Source organism: Leclercia adecarboxylata (assembly GCF_035787115.1).
GTDB classification, from domain to species: Bacteria; Pseudomonadota; Gammaproteobacteria; order Enterobacterales; family Enterobacteriaceae; genus Enterobacter; species Enterobacter adecarboxylatus_E.
Genome location: NZ_JALKTL010000009.1, coordinates 51,127 through 75,673 on the forward strand (window position 1 = coordinate 51,127; position 24,547 = coordinate 75,673).

Below are 24,547 nucleotides of genomic sequence, written 5' to 3' on the forward strand. Positions count from 1 at the left end.
AAATCATTTCCCCCACAATCTCCGCGAATTATCCTCGATCTTGTTGCTAAGTCGCCGTTTCTGCATGGTTCTCGTCCAGCTTGTGGAGAGACCCGCTGCCGACAGCAGACGCTGATATTGTTCGTCGTCAAACGGCATATGCCAGGCGATGGCGCAGGCGTCATGCACCGACACGTCGCTCAGTCGGGAGACAAGTTCCAGCGGCGCATCCGCCGATACCTGCCCTGCCAGCACCACCCGATAGAGCCAGCCGGTTTTCGCCGCGTTCTGCATTTGCGTAGCCATATCGCTGATGCCGAAATGGAAGTTGAGTTTAAAGCACGGAGAACGCGGCTGAGTAACCTGAATCAGCGCCTCGCCCCAGCGAAAGATATCGCCGATAAAGACGTTTTTCTCCGTCAGCCCCTCGGTGGACAGGTTTTCGCCAAACGCCGGGGAGACAAACAGCTCGGCCTGAGCGGGATATTCGCTCGCCCAGTGCTGATAATGCTCTCGTGGATAGTGGCACAGCGCGCGATCCGGCCCACCGTGGATTTTCTTTTCCGCCTGCTCGTCACCCACCAGCCCGAGGTCGGTTAAGGTCAATTCGCCGTCGACCAGCACTTTAGCAATCGCGCTCGGGCGGCTGCCGTCGTAGTCCCTTACCTTGCCTATAAATACATTCACCGGATAATGCATCTCTACTCCTTCAGATACAAAAAAAGCGAGTCATCAGACTCGCTTCTCACAGAAGGCTTTGCAACCTTATTTTTTAGCAGCGAAACGTGCCGCAGCTTCGTCCCAGTTCACAACGTCCCAGAAGGCTTTGATGTAGTCCGGGCGACGGTTCTGGAATTTCAGGTAGTAAGCGTGTTCCCACACGTCCAGGCCCAGGATTGGGAAACCGGATGCGCCAGAGATCGCTTCACCCATTAGAGGGGAGTCCTGGTTAGCAGTGGAAACGACAGCCAGTTTGTCGCCTTTCAGTACCAGCCACGCCCAGCCGGAGCCGAAACGGGTAGCAGCGGCTTTTTCAAACTCAGCTTTGAAGTTCTCAACGGAACCAAAGTCACGCTCGATAGCGGATTTCAGGTCGCCCTGCAGTGTGGTGCCGGTTTTCAGGCCTTTCCAGAACAGGCTGTGGTTAGCGTGGCCGCCCGCGTTGTTGCGCAGTACGGTTTTCTTGTCGGCTGGCAGTTGATCCAGTTTGGTGATCAGCTCTTCAGCAGGCAGGCTCGCGAATTCTGGCAGGCTTTCCAGCGCCGCATTGGCGTTGTTCACGTAAGTCTGGTGGTGTTTAGTGTGATGGATTTCCATCGTCTGCTTGTCGAAATGCGGCTCAAGGGCGTCGTAAGCGTACGGCAGGGATGGCAGGGTATAGCTCATAATCATCTCCATTATTGTCGGGCGGCAAACGTGTTAATGCCGCGTAAGCAGTTGGTTCATTATAGTTAATTAAATGATATTGAAAATGTTTATCAATGCCGTAGTTTTAATATGGTTATAACTTTTAGTTATGTCACTGATCTGGCGGGGCCTGTACTGCACTTAAGAAAGAGGCTGGCATTGTATTACGCAGCGTTATGGCTGCGATGACGCCACTGAACCGGGGTCATCCCCACTTCGCGGTTAAACACCACCGAGAAATAGTTGCTGTCCTCAAAGCCGCACTGCATCGCCACTTCGCTGACCATCAGCTCGGTGTGCTGCAGCAGATACTGCGCATGGCAGATCCGTAGCTGGCGCAGATAGTGGTTTACGGTCATGCCGGTTTGGGTGCGGAACTGCTGGCGCAGGGCGCGCTCGCTGCACTGCTCCTGCTCGCAAAATTTCTCCAGCACAAAGCTGCGGTTCAGGCTGCCCGACAGGGCGGTAATCAGCTTATCGAGCAGCGCTTCCGGCTCGCTGGCAGCCGGGTTGTCCGGAGCGTAGCGGTAACGTTTGAGCATAATCACCAGCTGGGCAAACAGCAGTTCCGCCAGTTCATACCCGTGGGGATCGTCCTTCAGGCTCTCCTGCTCCAGCTGGGCGATAATCTGGCGCACCTGGGTCATACCGTTACTGCCGAGCCGCCAGTGCGGTGCTCCGCGGGCGTTCAGAAAGCCGGGGATGTTGGCTCCCCAGTCTACGTTGAGCTTCAGCCGGTCAGGGCAATAGATGATGTTCTGGAGCACCAGATCGTTGACGGAGGCGTAGGAGTGTTTGTCTTCCGCACGAATATAAAACAGGTCGCCCCGGGTGATGCGATAAGGGCGATCGTTGAGGATATGCAGGCCGTTGCCGCGCCACACCAGCACCAGCTCGCAGAAATCATGGGTATGTTCGGCAAAGACATTCTGCGGATAGCGGTCTGCCACCGCGACAGCCTGTGCAGCGGATGCAAAGAAATCGGCTCTGCGAAGAATCAACTGTCCTGCCACGTCACAACCTCATCGGGAATAACCTGACATTATTACCCGCTTTGCGACAATAAAACGGTGATTTTCCTCGCGTTACTGAAGTAAGGCATCCCGGCCCTGACGAATGTCGCGTGGTGACCAGTTAAACTCCCGGCGAAACAGGGTCGAAAAGTGGTTACTGTCGCCGAATCCGCAGCGATAGGCGATATCCGTGACGCTATCATCGGTATGGCGTAACAGATGCCGGGCTTTGATCAGCCGCAGTCGGTTCAGGTAGCGCTGCGGCGTCTGGCCGGTGTGCTGTTTCAGCTGGCGATGCAGGGTGCGCAGCGACAGAGAAAAATTATCCGCCAGCGTCTCCCAGCAGACATCTTCCGCGTGGTGATCTTCCAGCCAGGCCATCAGCTGATTGAGCCGGGCGTCGTTGTTTGTCGCCCCTTCAACCAGGCTGCCGCGCCGCAGCAGCACCAGCAGCTGCATAAAGAGGATCTCGCGGCTGGCGAGGGCGTGAGTTTCCTGCCCCGCTTCAGCCTGCTCCATCTGACTCACCAGCTGGCGCACCTGCTGCAGCGTGGCCTGGTTCACCCGCCAGTGCGACGGGTAGTGACCGTCCTGCTCCTGGGGCAGCAGCTGGTTTAATCCCGATAAAAACTGGAAAGCCTCCGGGGAGCGATAGAGCACGTTGGTCAGGCACAGGTTGTCGGTATGTTCATACATGTGCCGGTCGTGATCGCGCACAAAACACACTGTCCCGCCGCTGATGGTATAGGGCTGACCGTTGAAGACATGGATACCCGTCCCGTGCTCCACGATCACAATCTCATGAAAATCATGATGATGTTCCGGGAACGCAGCCTGGGGCAGCCGCGGCTCAATCGCCACAGGCGAGTGGCCTGAAGGAAAAAAATCCACGCTGTGCAGTACGGTCATAACGGGTCACCAGATGATAAGAGTTCTCAAAATAGTAATTTAGGGTTCCCTGGCTCACCTTAAATTTTCGACAGCAAATGGCGCAAAGCCTGTCGCTTTTTCAAGAAACGGCGGGAAAGATCCGGAAATGCGGTCACCGTCACACCGCCTGCGATTGCCGTTAATCGCGGGAATTGTGAACTCTCTCACGTTCATCTTTGATTTCTTGCCAGCGCCTGAAATGCGCTGTCAGTGGCAAGAAGGTCGCTTTCTCTCCCCTTTTCTACACTCACCCGCAATGACATCAATAAGGATCGGACCATGACTTTCCGCCATTGTGTGGCTGTCGATTTAGGCGCATCCAGCGGCCGCGTCATGCTGGCAAGCTACCACCGCGAGGAGCGCACGCTTCTGCTTCGCGAAATCCACCGTTTCGTTAACTGTCTGCAACAGCAGGACGGTTTTGACTGCTGGGATATTGACGCTCTGGAAGCGGAGATCCGTACCGGGCTGAATAAGGTATGTGAAGAGGGCATTCACATCGACAGCATCGGCATTGACACCTGGGGCGTGGATTACGTGCTGCTGGACGGCAACGGCCAGCGTGTTGGCCTGCCGGTCTCCTACCGCGACAGCCGCACCGACGGGGTGATGGCGCACGCGCTGGCGCAGCTGGGGAAAGCGGAGATCTATGGCCGCAGCGGCATTCAGTTTCTGCCGTTTAATACCCTTTATCAGCTGCGCGCCCTGGTTGAACAGCAGCCGGAGCTGGTGGCGAACGTCGCCCACGCGCTGCTGATCCCGGACTACTTCAGCTACCGTCTCACCGGCCAGATGAACTGGGAATATACCAACGCCACCACCACCCAGCTGGTGAACATTAATTCCGATAACTGGGACGAGAGCCTGCTCAACTGGACCGGCGCGCCGCGCGACTGGTTTGGCACTCCCACCCATCCGGGCAATGTGATCGGCCACTGGGTTTGCCCCCAGGAGAATGCCATCCCGGTGGTGGCTGTCGCCAGTCACGATACCGCCAGCGCGGTGATTGCCGCGCCGCTGGCCTCAAAGGACGCAGCATGGCTCTCTTCCGGTACCTGGTCACTGATGGGTTTTGAGAGCAAAACCCCGTACACCAGCGAGTGCGCGCTGGCGGCCAACATCACCAACGAGGGTGGCGCAGAGGGCCGCTATCGGGTGCTGAAAAACATTATGGGTCTGTGGCTGCTGCAACGGGTGCTGAAGGAGAAAGGCATCAGCGACCTGGCTGCCCTGATTAGTGAGGCCGAAGCCCTGCCAGCGTGCCGCTTCCTGATCAACCCGAATGACGACCGCTTTATTAATCCGGCCAACATGAGCGCCGAGATCCAGGCCGCCTGCCGCGAAACTGCGCAGCCGGTACCCCAGAGCGACGCCGAGCTGGCGCGCTGCATCTTCGACAGCCTCGCCCTGCTGTACGCCGAGGTGCTGCACGAGCTGGCAACCCTGCGCGGAAAGCCGTTCAGCCAGTTGTATATCGTCGGCGGCGGCTGCCAGAACCGGTTGCTTAACCAGCTGTGCGCCAACGCCTGCGGCATCACTGTGTTAGCCGGGCCGGTTGAGGCTTCCACCCTCGGCAATATCGGCATCCAGCTGATGACCCTCGACGAGCTGACCAACGTCGATGAGTTCCGTCAGGTGGTGGCCGGCAACTATGGCCTGACCACCTTTACTCCAAATCCCGAACATGAGATTGCCCGTTACCAGGCGCAGTTTCAGCAACAACGACCGACAAAGGAGCTTTGCGCATGACCACTCAACTTGAACAAGCCTGGGAACTGGCTAAACAGCGTTTCGCCGCCGTGGGCGTGGATGTCGAGGAGGCTCTGCGTCAGCTCGACCGTCTGCCCGTCTCTATGCACTGCTGGCAGGGTGATGACGTCGCCGGTTTTGAGAACCCGGGCGGCGCATTGACCGGCGGTATTCAGGCCACCGGTAACTATCCGGGCAAGGCGCGCAACGCCAGCGAGCTGCGTGCCGATCTGGAGCTGGCCCTGAGCCTGATCCCGGGACCAAAGCGCCTGAACCTGCACGCCATCTATCTGGAGTCCGACGAGCCCGTCGAGCGCAATGCCATCAAGCCGGAACACTTCAAAAACTGGGTCGAGTGGGCAAAAACCAACAAGCTGGGGCTGGATTTTAACCCCTCCTGCTTCTCGCATCCGCTGAGCGCCGACGGCTTTACTCTCGCCCACGCCAACGACGAAATCCGCCAGTTCTGGATCGATCACGTGAAAGCCAGCCGCCGCGTATCGGCGTACTTTGGCGAACAGCTGGGCACCCCGTCGGTGATGAACATCTGGATCCCGGACGGGATGAAAGATATTACCGTAGACCGTCTCGCCCCGCGCCAGCGCCTGCTGGCGGCGCTGGATGAGGTAATCAGTGAAAAACTGAACCCGGCGCACCACATCGACGCCGTGGAGAGCAAGCTGTTCGGCATTGGTGCCGAGAGCTACACCGTGGGTTCGAACGAGTTCTACATGGGATACGCCACCAGCCGCCAGACCGCGCTGTGTCTGGATGCGGGCCACTTCCATCCCACCGAAGTGATTTCCGACAAGATCTCTGCCGCGATGCTGTATGTGCCGCAGCTGCTGCTGCACGTCAGCCGTCCGGTGCGCTGGGACAGCGACCACGTGGTGCTGCTGGATGATGAAACCCAGGCCATCGCCAGCGAGATTATCCGCCATGACCTGTTCGATCGCGTGCACATCGGCCTCGACTTCTTCGATGCCTCCATCAACCGCATCGCGGCATGGGTTATCGGCACCCGCAACATGAAAAAAGCCCTGCTGCGCGCCCTGCTGGAGCCCACCGCCGAGCTGCGCGCGCTGGAAGCCGCGGGGGATTACACCGCCCGTCTGGCGCTGCTGGAAGAGCAAAAATCGCTGCCGTGGCAGGCGGTATGGGAGATGTACTGCCAGCGCAACGATGCCCCGGCGGGCAGCCAGTGGCTGGATACCGTGCGGGCGTATGAGCAGGACGTATTGAGTAAGCGCGGGTAACTGCCCCCTCACCCCTGCCCTCTTCCCAAGGGGAGAGGGAGCAAACCATCCCCTCGCCCCTTTGGGGAGAGGGTCAGGGTGAGGGGAAACCCCGCCCCGATTTAACAGGAAATGAAAGACTATGCAGACCATCACTCAATCCTGGTTCGTCCAGGGCATGATCAAAGCCACCTCCGACGCCTGGCTGAAAGGCTGGGACGAGCGCAACGGCGGCAACCTGACGCTGCGCCTGGATGACGCGGATATCGCCCCGTTTGAGGCGGATTTCCACGCCAGACCACGTTATATCGCCCTGAGCCAGCCGATGCCGCTGCTCGCCAACACGCCGTTTATCGTCACCGGTTCCGGCAAATTCTTCCGCAACGTGCAGCTCGATCCCACCGCAAATTTAGGGGTGGTAAAAGTGGACAGCGACGGCGCGGGCTACCACATTCTTTGGGGGCTGACTGACGAAGCGGTGCCTACCTCTGAACTGCCGGCCCACTTCCTCTCCCACTGCGAGCGTATCAAAGCCACCAATGGGAAAGATCGGGTGATCATGCACTGCCACGCCACCAACCTGATTGCCCTGACCTTTGTCCTGGAGAACAACTCAGACGTCATCACCCGCCAGCTGTGGGAAGGCAGTACCGAGTGTCTGGTGGTCTTCCCGGATGGCGTGGGCATCCTGCCGTGGATGGTGCCAGGTACCGACGAAATCGGCGGTGCCACGGCAACGGAGATGCAAAAACGCTCCCTGGTGCTGTGGCCGTTCCACGGCGTGTTTGGCAGCGGCCCGACGCTGGATGAGACCTTTGGCCTGATCGACACCGCCGAAAAGTCTGCCGAGGTACTGGTGAAAGTCTATTCGATGGGCGGCATGAAGCAGACCATCACCCGGGAAGAGTTGATCGCACTGGGTAAACGCTTTGGCGTCACCCCTGTGCAGTCGGCGTTAGATCTGTACAAATAAGAACATCGCGCCCCGCTCATTGAGACGGGGCGAATCTACACCTGCAAACCCTACATAACTCAATTAAGTGGAGTAAAAGCAATGAAAATAAAGACAAGCTTGATCCTCACCGTTGCCGCCCTGGCGTTGTCCGGTTCTGCTTTAGCGGAAGTGAAAATCGCCCTGGTGGCGAAATCCTTAGGTAATGGCTTCTTTGAAGCGGCAAACGTGGGTGCCCAGGAGGCAGCCAAAGAGTTGGGTGATGTCAAAGTGATCTATACCGGCCCGACGACGACGACCGCGGAAGCGCAGATCGAAGTGCTGAACGGGTTGATCGCCCAGGGCGTGGATGCGATCGCCATCTCCGCAAACGATCCTGATGCCGTGGTACCGGTGCTGAAAAAAGCGATGCAGCGCGGCATCAAAGTGGTGTCATGGGATTCCGGCGTGGCGAAAGCCGGGCGCCAGATTCACCTCAACCCGTCTAATAACGCGCTGATCGGCGAGACCAACGTCAAGCTGGCGGCCGAAGCGCTGAAAGCGCTGAACGTGGAGAAAGGCGACGTGGCGATACTGAGCGCCACGCCAACCTCCACCAACCAGAACACCTGGATTGCCGAGATGAAAAAGGTGCTGCCGCAGTACCCGTCCGTCAACCTGGTGACCGTGGCCTATGGCGACGATCTGTCTGACAAGAGCTACCGCGAAGCGGTCGGGCTGCTAAAAACTTACCCGGATCTGAAGGTGATCGTCTCCCCGTCGTCGGTCGGCATCGTGGCGGCCGCGCAGGCGGTGAAAGATCAGGGCAAGATCGGCAAAGTGTACGTCACCGGCTTAGGGCTTCCGTCTGAGATGGCGGGCGCGGTGAAATCCGGCGCCAGCAAGAGCTTCGCCATCTGGAACCCCATCGACCTCGGTTATGCCGCGACTTACTTAGCGGACGATCTGGTGAAAGGTACGGCCACCAAAGAAGAAGCCAGCATGGGTAAACTGGGCAAAGTGAAGCTGGATGCCGACGGCAGCGGCGCGATGGCTGAGCCGTTCGTTTACGATGCCAGCAACATTGATAAGTTCTCAAAAATCTTCTAACAGCTTAACCCCTCACCCTAACCCTCTCCCCATAGGGGAGAGGGAACCGATCGAGTCTCTCGCCCCCATAGGGGAGAGGGAACCGATCGAGCCTCTCGCCCCATGGGGAGAGGGGTTGGGGTGAGGGGTAATGGAATTTCTGGAGAACTATCATGACCCCATTGCTTCAGCTCAACGGCATCACTAAGGTCTTCCCCGGTGTGCGCGCCCTTGAGAACGTACAGCTTGAGCTCTGGCCGGGCAAAGTCACCGCCCTGATCGGTGAAAACGGCGCGGGTAAATCGACGCTGGTCAAAGTGATGACCGGCATCTACCAGCCCGACGAAGGTGAGATCCTCTACAAAGCCATTCCCATTCAGCTGCCGACTCCCGACTCGGCGCATAAGGTGGGTATTACCGCTATCCATCAGGAGACCGTGCTGTTCGACGAGCTGTCGGTCACCGAAAACATTTTTGTCGGCCAGTATCTCTATAAGGGCTTTTTCAAAAAGCTCGACTGGCCGGAAATGCACCGCCGGGCGCAGGCGATCCTCACCCGTCTGGAGGTGCAGATAGATCCGCGTGCGACGCTGAAAACCCTGAGCATCGCCCAACGGCATATGGTGGCAATTGCCCGGGCGCTGTCGTTTGACGCGCAGGTAGTGATCCTCGATGAACCCACCGCCGCCCTGTCGCAGCATGAAATCCTCGAGTTCTACCAGATCGTCGAACGTCTGAAGCAAGAGGGCAAAGCGATCCTGTTTATCTCCCACAAGTTCGACGAGATTTTTGAGCTGGCGGATCACTACACCATTCTGCGCGACGGCATGTTTGTCGGCGCCGGGGCCATCAACGACATCACCGAAGAGCGGATGGTGGCGATGATGGTGGGCCGCGCCATTACCCAGACCTTCCCGAAAGTGGCGTGCGAGAAAGGCGATACCGTGCTGGAAGTAAAGGAACTCTGCCACCCCACCGAGTTCGCGAACATCTCCTTTACCCTGCGCAAAGGCGAAATCCTCGGCTTCTACGGACTGGTGGGTGCCGGGCGTACCGAGCTAATGCAGGCGCTCTCCGGCGTCTCGCGCCCCTCCTCCGGCAGCATTGTGCTCAACGGTAAAGCGCAGCACTTCCGCCAGCCCGCGGACGCCATCAAAGCCGGGATCGTCTGCGTGCCGGAAGAGCGCCAGAAGCAGGGAGCGATTATTGAGCTGTCGATTGCGCAGAACATCAGCCTGCCGCAGCTTGGCAAACTCAACGCCAGCGGCGTGCTGAATGACGAGCGCGAGTGGCAGCTGGCCGATGAATACGCCAGGCGTTTGCAGGTAAAAGCTTTTAGCTGGAAACAGGCAGTGGAGACCCTTTCAGGCGGCAACCAGCAGAAAGTGGTGATCGGCAAATGGCTGGCAACCCACCCGGACGTCATCATCCTCGATGAACCGACTAAAGGGATCGATATCGGTTCCAAGGCGGCGGTACACCAGTTTATGTCCGAGCTGGTCGGTCAGGGGCTGGCGGTGATCATGGTCTCCTCCGAACTGCCGGAAGTGATGGGCATGGCGGACCGAATTATCGTCATGCATGAAGGGTTAATGGTGGCAGAGTATCAGGCGGGGGGCGCGACGGCCGAAACCATCGTCAGCGCCGCCAGCGGTGCCAGACAGGAGGCCGCATAATGGTGCAACAACTGCTTAAACACCGCGAAGCGCTGCTGGCAGCGGTGATCGTGCTGATGGTGATCGCCATCGGTACCCGCGTCCCGTCGTTTATCACCCCGGGCAACCTGGTGGAGATGTTTAACGACACCTCGATTCTGATCATTCTCGCCCTCGGGCAGATGATGGTGCTGCTGACCAAAGGCATCGACCTGTCGATGGCGGCAAACCTGGCGCTGACCGGGATGATTGTCGCCCTGATCAACTTTAACTACCCCGAGGTACCGGTCTGGGCGCTGCTGATCCTGGCGACGGCCCTGGGCCTGCTGATGGGCGCCATCAACGGCCTGCTGGTGTGGAAAATGGGCATCCCGGCGATTGTGGTGACGCTTGGCACCATGAGCATCTACCGCGGGATTATCTTTCTGCTCTCCGGCGGCGGCTGGGTCAACTCTAACCAGATGGGCGCCGATTTCCTCGGCCTGCCGCGGGCCTCGCTGTTGGGGTTACCGGTGCTGAGCTGGTGCGCCATTGCCGCCCTGCTGCTGGTGGGCTACTTCCTGCGCTACAGCCGCACCGGACGGGCTCTCTACACCGCGGGGGGTAACGCCACGGCGGCGTACTACACCGGCATCAACGCCGGCAAAATGCAGTTCGTCAGCTTCTGCCTCTCCGGGGCGCTGGCCGGATTCTGCGGCTATCTGTGGATCTCGCGCTTCGCGGTGGCCTATGTCGATGTGGCGAACGGCTTTGAGCTGCAGGTAGTGGCGGCCTGCGTGATTGGCGGCATCAGCACCATGGGCGGAACCGGCCGGGTGTTAGGTTGCCTGTGCGGCGCGCTGTTCCTTGGCATCATCAACAATGCCCTGCCGGTGATCGGCGTGTCGCCGTTCTGGCAGATGGCGATTTCCGGGACAGTGATTGTGATTGCGGTGCTGCTCAATGAGCGCGGCAACAAACGCAAAGGACGGCTGATCCTGCGCGATGCGGCGCTGGCACGTCAGAAACAGGCGGTGAGATCATGAGTAAAGTGATGACCTCTGAAGAGATCAAAAATGCGCCCGCTGCGCCGGGCATTTTCCAGCGCCTGCTGTGCTGGGAGGGTTTTCTGCTGGCGGTGACCCTGGCGGTGTTCGTGGCCAACGCCCTGGCCTCCCCTTATTTCCTGAATATCTGGAATCTGTCGGATGCCACCTTCAACTTCACCGAAAAGGCGATCATCGTGCTGCCGATGGCGATGCTGATTATCGCCCGTGAAATTGACCTGTCGGTAGCCTCCACCATCGCGCTGAGCTCCACGGTGATGGGCTTTTGCGCGGCTGCGGGGCTGGATACGCCGTGGCTTGTCTGCGTGGGGTTAGGCGTCGGCCTGCTGTGCGGGCTGTTCAACGGCCTGCTGGTGACCCGCTTTAACCTGTCATCGATTGTGATCACCATCGGCACCATGAGCCTCTATCGCGGCATTACCTACATTCTGCTGGGCGACCAGGCACTCAATACCTGGCCGGAGAGCTTCGCCTGGTTTGGCCAGGGGTACGTCTGGGGGGCGCTGTCGTTTGAGTTCGCGCTGTTTATCGTGCTGGCGGTGGTGTTTGCCTTTGTGCTGCATAAAACCAACTTCGGGCGTCGCACCTACGCCATCGGCAATAACCCCACCGGGGCATGGTATTCCGGCATCAACGTGAAACGTCACAACATGATCCTCTTTGCCCTGGTAGGGCTGATGGCCGGGCTGGCCTCGGTGCTGCTCACCTCGCGTCTGGGCAGTACCCGCCCGACGATTGCGATGGGCTGGGAGCTGGCGGTGGTGACCATGGCGGTGCTCGGCGGCGTCAATATTCTGGGCGGTTCCGGCAGCATGGTGGGCGTGATTATCGCCGCCTTCCTGATGGGGCTGGTCACCTTCGGCCTGAGCCTGCTCAACGTGCCGGGCATCGTGATGTCGGTAATTATCGGCGCGATGCTGATTGTGGTGATCTCCCTGCCGATCGTCACCCGCCGGATTATGCAGCGAAGACGGATTTAATCCCCTCACCCCGGCCCTCTCCCCAAAGGGGAGAGGGAGAAAGGCCGCACAGAGCAGTCCCCTCTCCCCAAAGGGGAGAGGGAGAAAGGCCGCACGGAGCAGTCCCCTCTCCCCAAAGGGGAGAGGGAGAAAGGCCGCACGGAGCAGTCCCCTCGCCCCTCCGGGGAGAGGGTTAGGGTGAGGGGTACAGATTTGCAAAATCACCATTAAGGAGAATTATCATGAGCTTTATGTTGGCGCTGCCGAAAATCAGCCTGCACGGTGCGGGCGCAATCGGCGATATGGTTAAGCTGGTGGCGAACAAGCAGTGGGGCACCGCGTTGATCGTCACCGACGGCCAGCTGGTGAAATTGGGCCTGCTCGACAGCCTGTTTACCGCTCTCGACGCGCAGCAGATGCCTTATCACCTGTTCGACGCGGTCTTCCCGAACCCGACGGAAGAACTGGTCCAGCAGGGTTTTGCCGCTTTCCGGGATGCCCGGTGCGATTACCTCATTGCCTTCGGCGGCGGTAGCCCGATCGACACCGCCAAAGCGATTAAAATTCTCACCGCCAATCCTGGTCCGTCTACCGCTTATTCCGGCGTCGGCAAAGTGCTTAACCCCGGCGTGCCGCTGGTGGCCATCAACACCACCGCAGGCACGGCGGCAGAGATGACCAGCAACGCGGTGATTATCGATTCCGCGCGTCAGGTTAAAGAGGTAATCATCGACCCCAACATCATCCCGGACATTGCCGTGGATGACGCCAGCGTGATGCTCGAGATTCCGGCGTCCGTCACCGCCGCCACCGGCATGGATGCCCTGACCCACGCTATCGAGGCCTATGTCTCCGTCGGTGCTCATCCCCTTACGGACGCCAACGCGCTGGAGGCCATTCGCCTTATCGCCCACTGGCTGCCGGAAGCGGTGAACAACGGCCACAATCTCGTGGCGCGGGAGCAGATGGCCTACGGACAGTATCTGGCGGGCATGGCCTTTAACAGCGCCGGACTGGGGCTGGTGCACGCGCTGGCCCACCAGCCGGGGGCCACGCACAACCTGCCGCATGGCGTCTGCAACGCCATCCTGCTGCCGATCATCGAAAACTTTAACCGCCCCAACGCCGTGGGGCGCTTTGCCCGCGTGGCCCAGGCGATGGGCGTGGACACCCGCGACATGAGCGACGAAACGGCCAGCATGGAGGCGATCAACGCCATCCGCGCCCTGAGCACCCGCGTCGGGATCCCGTCCGGCTTCGGCAAGCTCGGCGTCACCAAAGCCGACATCGAAGGCTGGCTCGACAAAGCCCTCGCCGACCCGTGCGCCCCCTGCAACCCGCGCCGCGCCAGCCGCGACGAGGTACGCGAACTCTATCTGGAGGCATTATGATCCGCAAAGCCTTTGTGATGCAGGTGAACCCTGACGCACACGAGGAGTACGAACGCCGCCACAATCCGATCTGGCCCGAGCTGGAAGCGGTGCTGAAAGACCACGGCGCGCACCACTACGCCATTTATCTCGATAAAGAACGTCACCTGCTGTTTGCCACGGTGGAGATCGAGTCAGAAGAGCGCTGGAATGCGGTGGCGAACACCGATGTCTGCCAGCGCTGGTGGAAATATATGGGGGAGGTGATGCCCTCTAACCCGGACAACAGCCCGGTGAGTACCGGGCTGAAAGAGGTTTTTTACCTGGCCTGATGTGTTAACGCTGCCGCGCTCGCGGCAGCGATCTCCCGCTTACTGCTCAGCGTAAACGCCGACACCAGCGTAATCGCCAGCACAAAACAGCCCAGCATCAGATAGGTATCCTGGAAGCCGATCCGGTCATACATATTCCCGGCAAAGGCGGAGAGGAAAATTGCCGCCAGCTGCTTGGCAAAGTTAAAACCAATCAGGTAGATGGTCGCTGACAGTCGGGTATCGAATACCCCGGTGATGTACTTAAATGCGCCAACCAGCAGGAACGGCACCTCCAGCGCGTGCAGCATCTTCAGGGCCACCACTTCCACGGCGGTGGTGGCAAATGACGACCCGATAATGCGCGTCGCCATAATCAGTCCGGCGATCAGCAGGGTATTTTTCGCGCCAATGCGGTTAATGATCCACGGCGAGCAGAACATGATGATGGCGTTACAGATTTCTCCGGCGGTGGTCGCAAAACCAAACGCGCGTGTGCCCGCCTCGGGCGTTGCGAAGAAGGTTTTAAAGAAGGTGGCGAACTGCTGATCGAAGACGTCATAGACGCAGGCCACGCCAATCACGTACAAAATGAACATCCACATTTTGCGCTGACGGAACAGGTTGATCACGGTTCTGACGGTGATCTGCGGCTGGTTAGCGCCCAGGGCGTTCATCACCTGCGCGGTCTGGTTGGGCTTCGGTTTTGCCACCACCAACAGCAGCATCAGGACCAGCGCCGCAGCGGAGCCCATCCAGAATACATATGAGGGATCGATGCCGAACAGAATGCCGCCTGTTGAGGCGCACAGCCCCCAGCCGAGACAACCAAACATCCGCGCTTTGCCGTATTCAAAGAAGCTGTTGCGGCTTACGCGCTCGATGTAAGCCTCAATGGCGCCCGACCCCGCCGAAAAGACAAAGCCGATATAAAGCCCGCCGCTCAGCGCCCCGAGCCAGATGTTGGTTTTTAGCAGCGGAGCGAAGACGTAGAGAAAGAACGGCGCGAACAGAAACAGCAGCACCGCGACTACCCACAGCAGATGTTTTTTCAGCCCCAGCTTGTCGGACACCACGCCCAGCACCGGCTGGAACGAGATGGCGGAGAGCGAGATGCAGGAAAAGACAATCCCGGTATGGGTTTTATTCAGGCCGATGATATCCGACAGCCAGATCGGCAGGAACGGAAAGCAGGTGGCCATGATGAAGAAGTAGAGAAAGAAGAACGATCCGAAGATCCAGAAGTTCGGATTATCTTTGTGGGTACAGGCAGTCGTATTCATTATTTTTATCCTCAACTCAGGGCCGGTTACCCGGCCCATGGCCCTTATACACGTTCAACGCCAATCAGAATGGCGGTCTCTGGATCCAGAACCGGCAGCGCCAGCCCCGCCTGCATCAGCCATTCGCCGCTCACCGTCTGCGGCGTCTCCATCCAGGCCGGCAGCTTGCGCATGGTGTGCCCACCCTCCCCGGTCAGGCGGATGTTGGGGTGGTCGAGCAGCGTGATACGGTACCGGGCGTTGGGCGCCAGCCCCGGCATGCGCAGCGGCATCATCAGGGTGTAGTCCGGCATCGCCATCTGGCTGACAATAAACAGTCCCTGTCCCCGATCGGCGCTCACGATCCCCTGCGCCAGAGTGGTGCTGTCGGGCATGTCCACCCGCCACTGGGTACCGTGATGGATCACCTCGCGCCACTGCTTATGCAGCGCGGCGTAGTGTCGGTAGCCTTCGCGCTCATGTTCATCCACGGCGAGCGGATCCAGCTCCAGCCCCATATGGCCAAACAGCGCCGTCAGGCCGCGGAAGGCGATGCTGTGCTGGCGGAAAGTGGCGTGGCATTTATGATGACCGATATGCGCGCCCATCACCTCCGGTGGAAAGAAATAGCTCATGCCGCGCTGAATGGTATTACGTTCCAGGGCATCGTTATTGTCAGACGCCCAGAAGCGATGGCAGCGGGTCAGCACTTCATAGTCGATACGCCCGCCGCCGGAGGAGCAGGACTCAAACTCTACGTGCGGGAAGCGCTCGCCCAGGGTCTCCAGCAGGCGATAGAACTGCCGGGTCTGGGCGTCAGCCGCGGCCTTGCCGTTATGTCCCGGCTGCACCAGCTCGCGGTTCATATCCCACTTCACATAGTCAATCTTATGCTCCCCTAACAGCCAGCTCATACGTTCCAGAAGGTAGTTGAACGCAGCCGGAATGTTAAGGTTCAGCACCCACTGATGGCGACCGGTGGCCTGCATATAACCCGGAAGAGCCAGCACCCAGTCAGGGTGAGCGCGACAGAGATCCGAGTTTGGATTGATCATCTCTGGCTCGACCCAGATGCCAAACTCCATACCGAGATCGTTGACATGATTAATCACCGGCGTTAAGCCGTTGGGGTATTTCTGTTCATCGAGATACCAGTCGCCCAGCGCCGCCCGATCGTCGTTGCGACCTTTAAACCAGCCGTCATCGATGATAAAGCGCTCCACGCCCAGCGCGGCCGCTTCGTCGGCCATCCGCATAATGTATTCCGGGTCGTGATTGAAGTAGATCCCCTCCCAGGTGTTGAGGTGTACCGGGCGCGGTTTGTTGTCCGGGAAGCGAATGATGTTGCTGCGCAGATAGCGGTGGAACTGCTGGCTCATGCCGTTGAGCCCCTGGCCGGAGTAGCTGGCGTAGAGGTGTGGGGTCCAGAGCGTTTCACCCTCCTCCACCGCCATTTCACCCGGCAGATACAGTGCTTCGGCCTGCAGGTAACGGCGGCCATCGGTTTTGGCCTCGGCGCGCAGGCGGTGGTTGCCGCTCCAGCCAAGATGCACGCCCCAGACGTCGCCCTGCATTTCGCAAAAGCCCGGCGTGCCGCTAATCAGCGCCGGAAAGTGCTCATGGGAGCTGCGGCCGCGGCGGTTCTCTATTACAAAGCTGTCGTGCTCCAGCAGCAGGCGATGCGGCTGGAATTCGCGGATCCAGCGGCCGTGAAAGGCCATCACTTCACGAGCACGTTCCGCCAGCGGCAGCGTAACGGCCAGGCGATCAACCTGCCACGGCTGGCTTTTGAGGTTAGTCAGACCGTGGCGAACCGCCAGCACGCCGCTGTCATCAAGGGCAATCTCGCTGATCAAACGTAGCCCGGCGGTTTCGTCTTCGGCGGACACGGTCAGAGTTTGCCCCTGCTGCGATACCGCAGTGGTCCGGAACTGCGGAGAGCCATCGCGCCCCTGACGATGGCCTTCAATACCCGGCGCGCCGAACAGACCGTGGGCAAGCTCCGCCATCAGCGTAACCGGTGAGTCCACGTCCAGCCTGCCGTTGGCAACCGGACGGGAGAGCGTGACCGCATCCTGCGGCGAAAAGTGGCGAAGGTGCGGCCCCCAGTAAAGAATTTCGGCAAACGGGTGGGTTTTTATCACCACATCCACCGTTTCGCTCGCGAGTCGTAAAACAGCCTCTTGCATCGGACATCTCCTGTCATCGGGATATCCTGAGTGTTGATCCGAAACGTTTCGGATACAAACCAAAACGTTTCGGATTTGTGATCGGGTTTAGAAATTGGGGAAAATCAGGCCGTCTGGCCTGGGGAGAACTCCGGCTGCCACAGCACCTGAAGCTGGCTGATTTCACCGCCGTTAATCAGCTGCAAAACCATATCCGCGATCTGCCTGCCCACCCCCTGACGGGTGGCCTGGATCACCGCCGCCACGTCGATATCGACAATGCTGTCCTGCGGCAGGCCATCGTAAACCACCAGCGAAACGGCATGCTCGCCGGTTAAGCGCCCGCTCTGCGCCAGCGCCATCGCCGCACCGTCGCCGTGGGTGTTGCAGTCGGTGACAATCGCCGTCGGGGGCACGTCCAGCGCCAGCAGTTGTTGGGTAGCGGTGTAGCCCGCGCGGCGCGATGGCGGCATGGTTCGCAGCCATTCGCTGGAAAGCCCCGCCTCTTTGAGGGCGTCGAGATAGCCCTGACGGCGCTGGGTAATGAAGGCCTGATTGTGGCTTTCTCCCAGGTAGGCGATGCGCTGATGTCCGCGCGCAATCAGGTGCCGGGTGGCGGTGTGCGTACCCGCGTAATTATCAAAGTCGAACCAGGCATAGGGCTTTGGCAGATGGCTGCGACCGAGCGCCAGGAAGGGGAGCCCGGCAGCCTGCAGCTGTTCAAGACGCGGATCGTTATCGAGCGTGTGCGCCACAATCAGGGCATCTACGCGACGGCTTTGCACCATGCGCATGTAGCTGTGTTTATCGGCCAAATCGTCGTCGGCGATCAGCAGCAAATCGATCTCATGTCGCGCTAATTCATGGCTAATTTCGCCGACCATGTCCATAAAAACGCTGTTATTGAGCGGAACGGGATGAACCGGGAAAACCAGCCCCACGGCGTCGATCTTGCCCATCTTCAGACGGCGGGCAAAGGTGTTCGGCCGATAGCCACGCCGCTGCGCTTCGGCCTCCACGCGGGCGCGCGTCTCGCTGGAAACGTCATAATAGCCGTTGAGGGCGCGGCTCACCGTCGTTACCGACAGTCCCAGTTCTTTAGCAATGGCTTTAAGCGACATGATTTTCCGTGACCTGGGGTTAGTTTTGTTCCGCCACCATAAGCGCGTATGTGTCGGGCTCAAGGGCTCTGAAGATATGCGGCTGGTCGGCAGGATAGCAAATATAGTCTCCTGGCCCCAGCTCCTCCGGCGTTTCGGTCAGGCCAATCAGCGCCCGCCCCTTCATCACAATAATATGCTCAACCGATCCCGGTGGGTGCGGATGCGAGATACGGTCAGCTCCGGGCTGGGCCATCAGGATATAGATATCGCGTCGGGCACCTGGCGGGCACGCCGCCAGTAAAATGGCCTCATAGTTGGCCTGTTCCGCCACCACTTTGGTGCCTTCTCCAAGGCGGAGCACCTGCGTTGTGGGCTGTTGGGGTTCGAGCAAACGCGCAAACGGAATATCCAGGGCCACACACAGCGACCACAGGGTTTCCAGGCTGGGATTGCCGTTCCCGGACTCCAGCTGGGAGAGTGTGGATTTGGCGATCCCGGCACGACGGGCAATTTCCGCCAGTGAAAGTCCGGTCCGCATGCGCTCTCGCACCAGACTTTTGGCGATCACGCTTATTGGCTGCGTCATAAAACGGCCTCTTTTACTGTTAAATCGAACGAATCGTTCATCTTGATAAACGGTTTTATTGCGTTCATTATAATGGATACTCGTTCGATATGGCTAAATATGTATGAAGCACACTCTCTCTTGCCTGCAAGGCGACACGGTCAAAGCCATCATTCTGGTCTGCCTGGCGGTAGGCGTCGTGGGAATGTCCTACGGCTCGCTGGCGATGGCGTACGGTTTTCCGCTGTGGGTGCCGTTTGTGCTCTCCATTTCGGTGCTGGCGGGCGCCTCGGAATTTATGTTTATCGGCATCGTCGCCAGCGGCGGCAATCCGCTTGCCGCCGCCGCCGCCGGGCTGTTGGTCAATGCCCGCCACGTGCCGTTTGGCGTAACGGTGCGCGAGCTGGTGGGCAAGCGCGGCGCCAGTTTCTTAGGCTGCCACATTATGAATGACGAAAGCGTGGTGTTTGGCCTGTCGCAAAAAACGCCGGAACAGCGTAAAGCCGCCTACTGGCTCTGCGGCCTGGGCGTGGCAATCATCTGGCCGCTGGGCACTCTGCTGGGGGCGATGGTCGGAAAACTGCTGCCCGAGCCGGAGACCATCGGACTGGATGCGGTATTCCCGGCCATTTTGCTGGCCTTAGTGGTGCCCGCCTTTAAAAACCGCACAACGCTTGTCCGCGCCTGTAGCGGCGCGGCGCTGTCGCTGGCCGCGGTGCCCTTTGCGCCGGTGGGCCTGCCGGTACTGCTCTCTCTGCTTGGCCTCGCGGCGAGGAAAAAGTAATGGAAAACATGACCGTCTTTATTCTCGGCATCGCCCTGCTTTCCGCAGGCACCTATCTGATGCGTCTCGGTGGAGCAAAACTGGGCAGCCGGTTAGCCCTGTCGGAACGCTCCCAGGCTCTGCTTTCCGATGCGGCAACGGTACTGCTGTTTTCGGTGGCCCTGGCGACCACGTTCTATGAAGGGGAACATTTTGCCGGAATGGCGCGGGTGCTGGGCGTGGCGTTCGCGGTTTTCCTCGCCTGGCGCAAGGTGCCGTTGATCTTCGTGATTATTGCGGCGGCGGTGGTAACAGCGTTGTTACGTCTGGCGGGCATAAACTAAAAAAGCGCCCCGGGGGCGCTCTTTCGACAGATGCTGTGTGCTTATTTGTTCAGTTCGGCGGTCATGTGCACGCGGTTACCGGTGAAGGCCTGAGTAATGGTGTAAGACGACGCGCCCGCCTGCTGAGCCTGAGCGGCGATTTTTGCTTCTGCGCCGTCAATGGTGCTGGCGGATGCGGTAACGGACTGAGCAGCGAAAGAACCGAAAGAAGCAGCCAGAGCGATAACAGCGACAAAAGTTTTGATGCTTTTCATGATAGTGACCCTTTCATTAAGTTGTTGGTGTAAGGCGTTGTGCCTTGATGTGATAAATAATAAGCCTCATCACCGACAACTGATAGCGGAAGGATTTGCTATTAACATTCAAAATTACTGATCAACAATCAGACGCTGCGGATGGGTATAGACCGTGGCTTTTCCCGGCTTGCAGAACCCCACCAGCGTCAGGTTGCAACGCTCGGCCACCTCAACGGCCAGCGTAGTGGCAGCCGAGACCGCAAACAGGATCTCCACACCGCACATCGCCGCTTTTTGCACCATCTCGTAGCTGGCCCGGCTGGAGACCAGCGCGGCCCCCTGCTGCCAGTCGGCGCTCTCTCCGGCCCGGCGGCCCAGCAGCTTATCCAGCGCCACATGGCGCCCGACATCTTCATGCCCACCGGCAATCTCCCCGGACGGCAATACCCAGGCTGCGGCGTGGGTACACCCGCTCAGATTGCCCACCGGCTGCACCGAGTTAAGATTGTGCAGCGCAATATTGAGGTTTGACAGGGTGAAGGTCTGGCTGAAGGGCAGCGGCGTAATGGGTTTACCGATGTCGTTCAGCTGCTCCACGCCGCACACCCCGCAGCCGGTGCGCCCGGCCAGCGCCCGGCGGCGCTCTTTAAGGGCCATAAAACGACGGCTGGAGAGTTCAATCTGCACTTCGAGACCATTGCAAACGGATATCACCTCCATGCCGTAGATCTCACGCGGGTGCTCAATGATGCCTTCAGACAGCGAAAAGCCGATGGCAAACAGCGCCAGATCTTTGGGGGAAGCCATCATCACCACATGGGAGATACCGTTATAAACCAGCGCGACGGGCACCTCTTCCGCCAGAAAATCGGGAGTCGGGAGGCTAATCTGAAGGGGTCTGTGTACGCGGCGTTCTGCCACACCGGCAGGCAGTGACGTAAGGCGGGTATCACCATTTTGTTTCAACACAACGAATTTCCTGAGCAACCACGTGGGAAGGCCTGCTATTGCACCATACTTTTCCGGCCTGGCGCATAGTATGGATCAATTTTTACCGCTCTGTCCGCGCAACTTTACCTGAGGGACAAACCCGACGCATGAACAGGTTTGTAACAGTTCGGGAGCATCATGTGATCAATATCACATTTTATAATCATCACCGTGATAATACGTTCACTTTGTTTTAACGCCGTTGGAACAAGCGTACCGACATTGTGGTATTCTGACATACCCCTCGTGGAAATGAGGGTTTAACGCAAATTTTCAACTTTGCGGTCAAAAATCAGCCGTGAAGTAAAACAATAATGACCCCAAATAATTCGTGCAGGCGCGAAGAATGAAGGGTAGCAATGTCGAAACAAGGAGTGACCCATGCAGGTCAGCAGAAGGCAGTTCTTTAAGATCTGCGCTGGCGGTATGGCAGGCACCACGGCAGCAGCACTGGGCTTTGCGCCCGGCGTCGCGCTGGCGGAAACTCGGCAGTACAAACTGCTGCGCACCCGCGAAACCCGTAATACCTGTACGTACTGCTCTGTCGGTTGTGGGCTGTTAATGTATAGCCTCGGCGACGGTGCGAAAAACGCCAAAGCATCTATTTTCCATATCGAAGGCGACCCGGATCACCCGGTCAACCGCGGCGCGCTGTGCCCGAAAGGGGCAGGTCTGGTGGACTTCATCCACTCGGAAAGCCGCCTGAAATTCCCGGAATATCGCGCACCAGGCTCCGATAAATGGCAGCAAATTAGCTGGGAAGAGGCGTTCGATCGCATCGCTAAGCTGATGAAAGAAGACCGTGATGCCAACTTTATGGCGCAGAACGCCGAAGGCACCACCGTTAACCGTTGGCTCTCCACCGGCATGCTGTGTGCGTCTGCCTCCAGCAACGAAACCGGTTATTTAACGCAAAAATTCACGCGCGCACTCGGTATGCTCGCGGTCGACAACCAGGCGCGTGTCTGACACGGACCAACGGTAGCAAGTCTTGCTCCAACATTTGGTCGCGGTGCGATGACCAACCACTGGGTCGACATGAAAAACGCCAACCTCATCGTCGTGATGGGTGGGAACGCGGCAGAAGCGCATCCGGTGGGGTTCCGCTGGGCGATGGAAGCCAAGATCCACAATGGCGCGAAGCTGATTGTCGTCGATCCGCGTTTTACGCGTACGGCGTCGGTTGCCGACTTCTATGCTCCAATTCGCTCCGGTACTGACATTACCTTCCTGTCAGGCGTATTGCTGTACCTGCTAACCAACGAAAAATATAACCGTGAATACACCGAGGCCTACACCAACGCCAGCCTGATCGTGCGTGAGGACTACAGCTTCGACGATGGTCTGTTCAGCGGTTATGACGCGCAAGCGCGCAAATACGACAGAACCAGCTGGAACTACGAGCTGGATGAAAACGGTTTTGCCAAACGCGATACCACCCTGCAACACCCGCGCTGCGTGTGGAATCTGCTGAAAACGCACGTTTCCCGCTATACGCCGGAGATGGTTGAAACCATCTGTGGTACGCCAAAGGCCGACTTCCTGAAGGTGTGCGAGTACATCGCCGAAACCAGCGCTCACGATAAAACCGCGTCGTTCCTCTATGCCCTGGGCTGGACGCAGCACTCCGTTGGCGCGCAGAACATCCGTACCATGGCGATGGTGCAACTGTTGCTCGGCAACATGGGGATGGCAGGTGGCGGCGTGAACGCCCTGCGCGGCCACTCCAATATTCAGGGTTTGACCGATCTCGGCCTGCTGTCGCAGAGCCTGACCGGCTACATGAACCTGCCGAGCGAGAAGCAGACCGATCTCCAGACCTACCTCACCGCCAACACGCCTAAAACGCTGCTGGAAGGTCAGGTGAACTACTGGAGTAACTACCCGAAATTCTTCGTCTCGATGATGAAGGCTTTCTACGGTGATAAAGCGACGGCCGAAAACAGCTGGGGCTTTGACTGGTTGCCGAAGTGGGATAAAGGCTACGACGTTCTGCAATACTTCGAGATGATGAACCAGGGCAAAGTCAACGGCTATCTGTGCCAGGGCTTTAACCCGGTCGCCTCGTTCCCGAACAAGAACAAGGTTGTGGCGTCGCTGTCGAAACTGAAATTCCTGGTAACGATTGACCCGCTCAACACCGAGACCTCCACCTTCTGGCAGAACCACGGTGAGTCGAACGACGTCGATCCGTCGACGATTCAGACCGAAGTGTTCCGTCTGCCCTCCACCTGCTTTGCGGAAGAGAACGGCTCTATCGTTAACTCCGGTCGCTGGCTGCAGTGGCACTGGAAAGGTGCGGACGCTCCGGGCATCGCCATGAACGACGGCGAGATCCTGGCCGGTATCTTCTTACGCATGCGTAAGATGTATGCGGCAGAAGGCGGGGCAAATCCGGAGCCGGTGCTGAACATGACCTGGAACTACTCCACGCCGGAAAATCCATCCCCGGAAGAGGTGGCGATGGAGAGCAACGGCAAGGCGCTGGCGGATGTGATCGACCCGGCCACCGGCACCGTGCTGGCGAAGAAAGGCGATCAGCTCAGCACCTTCGCGCACCTGCGCGATGACGGCACCACCTCCAGCGGCTGCTGGATCTTTGCCGGTAGCTGGACGCCGAAAGGCAACCAGATGGCCAACCGCGATAACGCCGATCCGTCGGGCCTCGGTAATACGCTGGGCTGGGCATGGTCGTGGCCGCTGAACCGCCGCATTCTCTATAACCGTGCATCGGCAGACCCGCAGGGCAACCCGTGGGATCCGAAGCGTCAGCTGCTGAAATGGGACGGCGCGAAGTGGGGCGGCGTGGATATTCCGGACTACAGCACTGCCGCACCGGGCAGCGATGTCGGGCCGTTTATCATGCAGCCGGAAGGGATGGGTCGCCTGTTTGCTATCGATAAAATGGCAGAAGGGCCGTTCCCGGAACACTACGAGCCGTTCGAGACGCCGCTGGGCACCAACCCGCTGCACCCGAACGTGGTCTCTAACCCGGCGGCCCGTATCTTTAAGGGCGATCTTGAAGCGCTGGGCAAAAAAGACAAGTTCCCGTATGTGGGCACCACCTACCGCCTGACCGAGCACTTCCACTACTGGACCAAACACGCGCTGCTTAATGCTATCGCGCAGCCGGAACAGTTCGTGGAGATCGGCGAGAAGCTGGCGAACAAGCTGGGCATTGTCCAGGGCGATACCGTGAAGGTCTCCTCCAACCGCGGCTATATCAAGGCCAAGGCAGTGGTGACCAAGCGTATTCGCACCCTGAACGTGCACGGCCAGCAGGTGGACACCATCGGTATCCCAATTCACTGGGGTTACGAAGGGGTGGCGAAGAAAGGGTTTATTGCTAACACCCTGACGCCTTTCGTCGGCGATGCGAACACGCAGACGCCGGAGTTTAAGGCCTTCCTCGTGAACGTGGAAAAGGTGTAACGGAGACGAC

22 protein-coding genes are annotated in these 24,547 nt (G+C 58.8%); 12 read left to right on the forward strand and 10 right to left on the reverse strand.

Annotated elements, in window-relative coordinates; genetic code table 11:
• Positions 1 to 3: 3 nt before the first annotated feature.
• From yiiM to rhaS (MXM41_RS21135), 4 genes are all read right to left on the reverse strand, one after another.
• Entirely contained in the window at positions 4 to 678 is a 675-nt protein-coding gene (yiiM, locus tag MXM41_RS21120; protein WP_325934189.1) for a 6-hydroxyaminopurine reductase, read from the reverse strand.
• Between the two features lie 66 nt (positions 679 to 744).
• Positions 745 to 1,365: a superoxide dismutase [Mn] gene (gene sodA / locus MXM41_RS21125; protein ID WP_325934191.1), complete on the reverse strand. Its 621-nt coding sequence runs from the start codon at positions 1,363 to 1,365 to the stop codon at positions 745 to 747.
• A gap of 185 nt (positions 1,366 to 1,550) precedes the next feature.
• Positions 1,551 to 2,399 (reverse strand): HTH-type transcriptional activator RhaR, encoded by an 849-nt coding sequence (gene rhaR, locus MXM41_RS21130; protein WP_325934193.1) that lies wholly within the window; start codon positions 2,397 to 2,399, stop codon positions 1,551 to 1,553.
• A 72-nt stretch (positions 2,400 to 2,471) separates the two neighbouring features.
• The gene (rhaS, locus tag MXM41_RS21135; protein ID WP_325934195.1) at positions 2,472 to 3,308 is read right to left on the reverse strand and encodes an HTH-type transcriptional activator RhaS; all 837 of its coding nucleotides are present in this window, start codon (positions 3,306 to 3,308) and stop codon (positions 2,472 to 2,474) included.
• A gap of 300 nt (positions 3,309 to 3,608) precedes the next feature.
• On the opposite strand from rhaS (MXM41_RS21135), the gene rhaB reads away from it, so the two are divergent.
• The 9 genes from rhaB (at position 3,609) to rhaM (ending at position 13,695) form a co-directional block, all read left to right on the forward strand.
• Positions 3,609 to 5,078 carry a rhamnulokinase gene (rhaB, locus tag MXM41_RS21140; RefSeq protein ID WP_325934196.1) on the forward strand — a complete coding sequence of 490 codons (1,470 nt, stop codon included), beginning with the start codon at positions 3,609 to 3,611 and terminating at the stop codon, positions 5,076 to 5,078.
• Positions 5,075 to 6,334 carry an L-rhamnose isomerase gene (rhaA, locus tag MXM41_RS21145; RefSeq protein ID WP_325934198.1) on the forward strand — a complete coding sequence of 420 codons (1,260 nt, stop codon included), beginning with the start codon at positions 5,075 to 5,077 and terminating at the stop codon, positions 6,332 to 6,334. The genes rhaB and rhaA overlap by 4 nt, the downstream gene beginning before the upstream one ends.
• Before the next feature lie 121 nt (positions 6,335 to 6,455).
• Complete coding sequence (gene rhaD / locus MXM41_RS21150) at positions 6,456 to 7,286, forward strand: rhamnulose-1-phosphate aldolase (RefSeq protein ID WP_325934200.1); 831 nt, start codon at positions 6,456 to 6,458, stop codon at positions 7,284 to 7,286.
• Between the two features lie 81 nt (positions 7,287 to 7,367).
• Positions 7,368 to 8,354: a rhamnose ABC transporter substrate-binding protein gene (gene rhaS / locus MXM41_RS21155; RefSeq protein ID WP_325934202.1), complete on the forward strand. Its 987-nt coding sequence runs from the start codon at positions 7,368 to 7,370 to the stop codon at positions 8,352 to 8,354.
• A 152-nt stretch (positions 8,355 to 8,506) separates the two neighbouring features.
• A complete protein-coding gene (locus MXM41_RS21160; protein ID WP_325934203.1) occupies positions 8,507 to 10,009 on the forward strand; it encodes a sugar ABC transporter ATP-binding protein in 1,503 nt (500 codons plus the stop codon).
• A complete protein-coding gene (locus MXM41_RS21165; RefSeq protein WP_325934205.1) occupies positions 10,009 to 11,013 on the forward strand; it encodes an ABC transporter permease in 1,005 nt (334 codons plus the stop codon). The genes MXM41_RS21160 and MXM41_RS21165 overlap by 1 nt, the downstream gene beginning before the upstream one ends.
• A complete protein-coding gene (locus MXM41_RS21170) occupies positions 11,010 to 12,014 on the forward strand; it encodes an ABC transporter permease (protein WP_325934206.1) in 1,005 nt (334 codons plus the stop codon). Before MXM41_RS21165 ends, MXM41_RS21170 begins: the two co-directional genes overlap by 4 nt.
• A gap of 221 nt (positions 12,015 to 12,235) precedes the next feature.
• The gene (gene fucO / locus MXM41_RS21175; RefSeq protein ID WP_325934207.1) at positions 12,236 to 13,384 is read left to right on the forward strand and encodes a lactaldehyde reductase; all 1,149 of its coding nucleotides are present in this window, start codon (positions 12,236 to 12,238) and stop codon (positions 13,382 to 13,384) included.
• Positions 13,381 to 13,695, forward strand: a complete 315-nt coding sequence (rhaM, locus tag MXM41_RS21180; RefSeq protein ID WP_325934209.1) for an L-rhamnose mutarotase — start codon at positions 13,381 to 13,383, stop codon at positions 13,693 to 13,695. The genes fucO and rhaM overlap by 4 nt, the downstream gene beginning before the upstream one ends.
• On the opposite strand, the gene MXM41_RS21185 is transcribed toward rhaM, so the two are convergent.
• From MXM41_RS21185 to MXM41_RS21200, 4 genes are all read right to left on the reverse strand, one after another.
• Positions 13,683 to 14,957: an MFS transporter gene (locus MXM41_RS21185; RefSeq protein WP_325934210.1), complete on the reverse strand. Its 1,275-nt coding sequence runs from the start codon at positions 14,955 to 14,957 to the stop codon at positions 13,683 to 13,685. The two genes, rhaM and MXM41_RS21185, sit on opposite strands and share 13 nt — an antisense overlap.
• A 44-nt stretch (positions 14,958 to 15,001) precedes the next feature.
• Positions 15,002 to 17,125, reverse strand: a complete 2,124-nt coding sequence (locus MXM41_RS21190) for an alpha-galactosidase (protein WP_325934212.1) — start codon at positions 17,123 to 17,125, stop codon at positions 15,002 to 15,004.
• A 104-nt stretch (positions 17,126 to 17,229) separates the two neighbouring features.
• Positions 17,230 to 18,225, reverse strand: a complete 996-nt coding sequence (locus MXM41_RS21195; protein ID WP_325934213.1) for a LacI family DNA-binding transcriptional regulator — start codon at positions 18,223 to 18,225, stop codon at positions 17,230 to 17,232.
• A 19-nt stretch (positions 18,226 to 18,244) separates the two neighbouring features.
• Positions 18,245 to 18,793: an XRE family transcriptional regulator gene (locus MXM41_RS21200; RefSeq protein WP_325934215.1), complete on the reverse strand. Its 549-nt coding sequence runs from the start codon at positions 18,791 to 18,793 to the stop codon at positions 18,245 to 18,247.
• Positions 18,794 to 18,896: 103 nt separating this feature from the next.
• Between MXM41_RS21200 and MXM41_RS21205 the strand changes: the two genes are divergently transcribed.
• Both MXM41_RS21205 and MXM41_RS21210 read left to right on the forward strand, forming a co-directional pair.
• Entirely contained in the window at positions 18,897 to 19,556 is a 660-nt protein-coding gene (locus tag MXM41_RS21205) for an AzlC family ABC transporter permease (RefSeq protein ID WP_325934217.1), read from the forward strand.
• Complete coding sequence (locus MXM41_RS21210) at positions 19,556 to 19,879, forward strand: AzlD domain-containing protein (protein ID WP_325934219.1); 324 nt, start codon at positions 19,556 to 19,558, stop codon at positions 19,877 to 19,879. Before MXM41_RS21205 ends, MXM41_RS21210 begins: the two co-directional genes overlap by 1 nt.
• A gap of 41 nt (positions 19,880 to 19,920) precedes the next feature.
• On the opposite strand, the gene MXM41_RS21215 is transcribed toward MXM41_RS21210, so the two are convergent.
• Entirely contained in the window at positions 19,921 to 20,133 is a 213-nt protein-coding gene (locus tag MXM41_RS21215; protein WP_325934220.1) for a YdgH/BhsA/McbA-like domain containing protein, read from the reverse strand.
• Between the two features lie 114 nt (positions 20,134 to 20,247).
• The gene (fdhD, locus tag MXM41_RS21220) at positions 20,248 to 21,048 is read right to left on the reverse strand and encodes a formate dehydrogenase accessory sulfurtransferase FdhD (RefSeq protein WP_418936803.1); all 801 of its coding nucleotides are present in this window, start codon (positions 21,046 to 21,048) and stop codon (positions 20,248 to 20,250) included.
• 438 nt (positions 21,049 to 21,486) lie between these two features.
• On the opposite strand from fdhD, the gene fdnG reads away from it, so the two are divergent.
• Positions 21,487 to 24,537 (forward strand): formate dehydrogenase-N subunit alpha, encoded by a 3,051-nt coding sequence (fdnG, locus tag MXM41_RS21225; RefSeq protein WP_325934221.1) that lies wholly within the window; start codon positions 21,487 to 21,489, stop codon positions 24,535 to 24,537.
• Positions 24,538 to 24,547 lie beyond the last annotated feature (10 nt).

What these genes read in the sequence shown, in the direction of transcription:
- yiiM (WP_325934189.1), bottom strand. Translation starts at nt 678, where the DNA reads ATGCATTATCCGGTGAATGTATTTATAGGCAAGGTAAGGGACTACGAC.
- sodA (WP_325934191.1), bottom strand. Translation starts at nt 1,365, where the DNA reads ATGAGCTATACCCTGCCATCCCTGCCGTACGCTTACGACGCCCTTGAG.
- rhaS (WP_325934195.1), bottom strand. Translation starts at nt 3,308, where the DNA reads ATGACCGTACTGCACAGCGTGGATTTTTTTCCTTCAGGCCACTCGCCT.
- rhaB (WP_325934196.1), top strand. Translation starts at nt 3,609, where the DNA reads ATGACTTTCCGCCATTGTGTGGCTGTCGATTTAGGCGCATCCAGCGGC.
- rhaA (WP_325934198.1), top strand. Translation starts at nt 5,075, where the DNA reads ATGACCACTCAACTTGAACAAGCCTGGGAACTGGCTAAACAGCGTTTC.
- rhaD (WP_325934200.1), top strand. Translation starts at nt 6,456, where the DNA reads ATGCAGACCATCACTCAATCCTGGTTCGTCCAGGGCATGATCAAAGCC.
- rhaS (WP_325934202.1), top strand. Translation starts at nt 7,368, where the DNA reads ATGAAAATAAAGACAAGCTTGATCCTCACCGTTGCCGCCCTGGCGTTG.
- MXM41_RS21160 (WP_325934203.1), top strand. Translation starts at nt 8,507, where the DNA reads ATGACCCCATTGCTTCAGCTCAACGGCATCACTAAGGTCTTCCCCGGT.
- MXM41_RS21165 (WP_325934205.1), top strand. Translation starts at nt 10,009, where the DNA reads ATGGTGCAACAACTGCTTAAACACCGCGAAGCGCTGCTGGCAGCGGTG.
- MXM41_RS21170 (WP_325934206.1), top strand. Translation starts at nt 11,010, where the DNA reads ATGAGTAAAGTGATGACCTCTGAAGAGATCAAAAATGCGCCCGCTGCG.
- fucO (WP_325934207.1), top strand. Translation starts at nt 12,236, where the DNA reads ATGAGCTTTATGTTGGCGCTGCCGAAAATCAGCCTGCACGGTGCGGGC.
- rhaM (WP_325934209.1), top strand. Translation starts at nt 13,381, where the DNA reads ATGATCCGCAAAGCCTTTGTGATGCAGGTGAACCCTGACGCACACGAG.
- MXM41_RS21185 (WP_325934210.1), bottom strand. Translation starts at nt 14,957, where the DNA reads ATGAATACGACTGCCTGTACCCACAAAGATAATCCGAACTTCTGGATC.
- MXM41_RS21190 (WP_325934212.1), bottom strand. Translation starts at nt 17,125, where the DNA reads ATGCAAGAGGCTGTTTTACGACTCGCGAGCGAAACGGTGGATGTGGTG.
- MXM41_RS21195 (WP_325934213.1), bottom strand. Translation starts at nt 18,225, where the DNA reads ATGTCGCTTAAAGCCATTGCTAAAGAACTGGGACTGTCGGTAACGACG.
- MXM41_RS21200 (WP_325934215.1), bottom strand. Translation starts at nt 18,793, where the DNA reads ATGACGCAGCCAATAAGCGTGATCGCCAAAAGTCTGGTGCGAGAGCGC.
- MXM41_RS21205 (WP_325934217.1), top strand. Translation starts at nt 18,897, where the DNA reads ATGAAGCACACTCTCTCTTGCCTGCAAGGCGACACGGTCAAAGCCATC.
- MXM41_RS21210 (WP_325934219.1), top strand. Translation starts at nt 19,556, where the DNA reads ATGGAAAACATGACCGTCTTTATTCTCGGCATCGCCCTGCTTTCCGCA.
- MXM41_RS21215 (WP_325934220.1), bottom strand. Translation starts at nt 20,133, where the DNA reads ATGAAAAGCATCAAAACTTTTGTCGCTGTTATCGCTCTGGCTGCTTCT.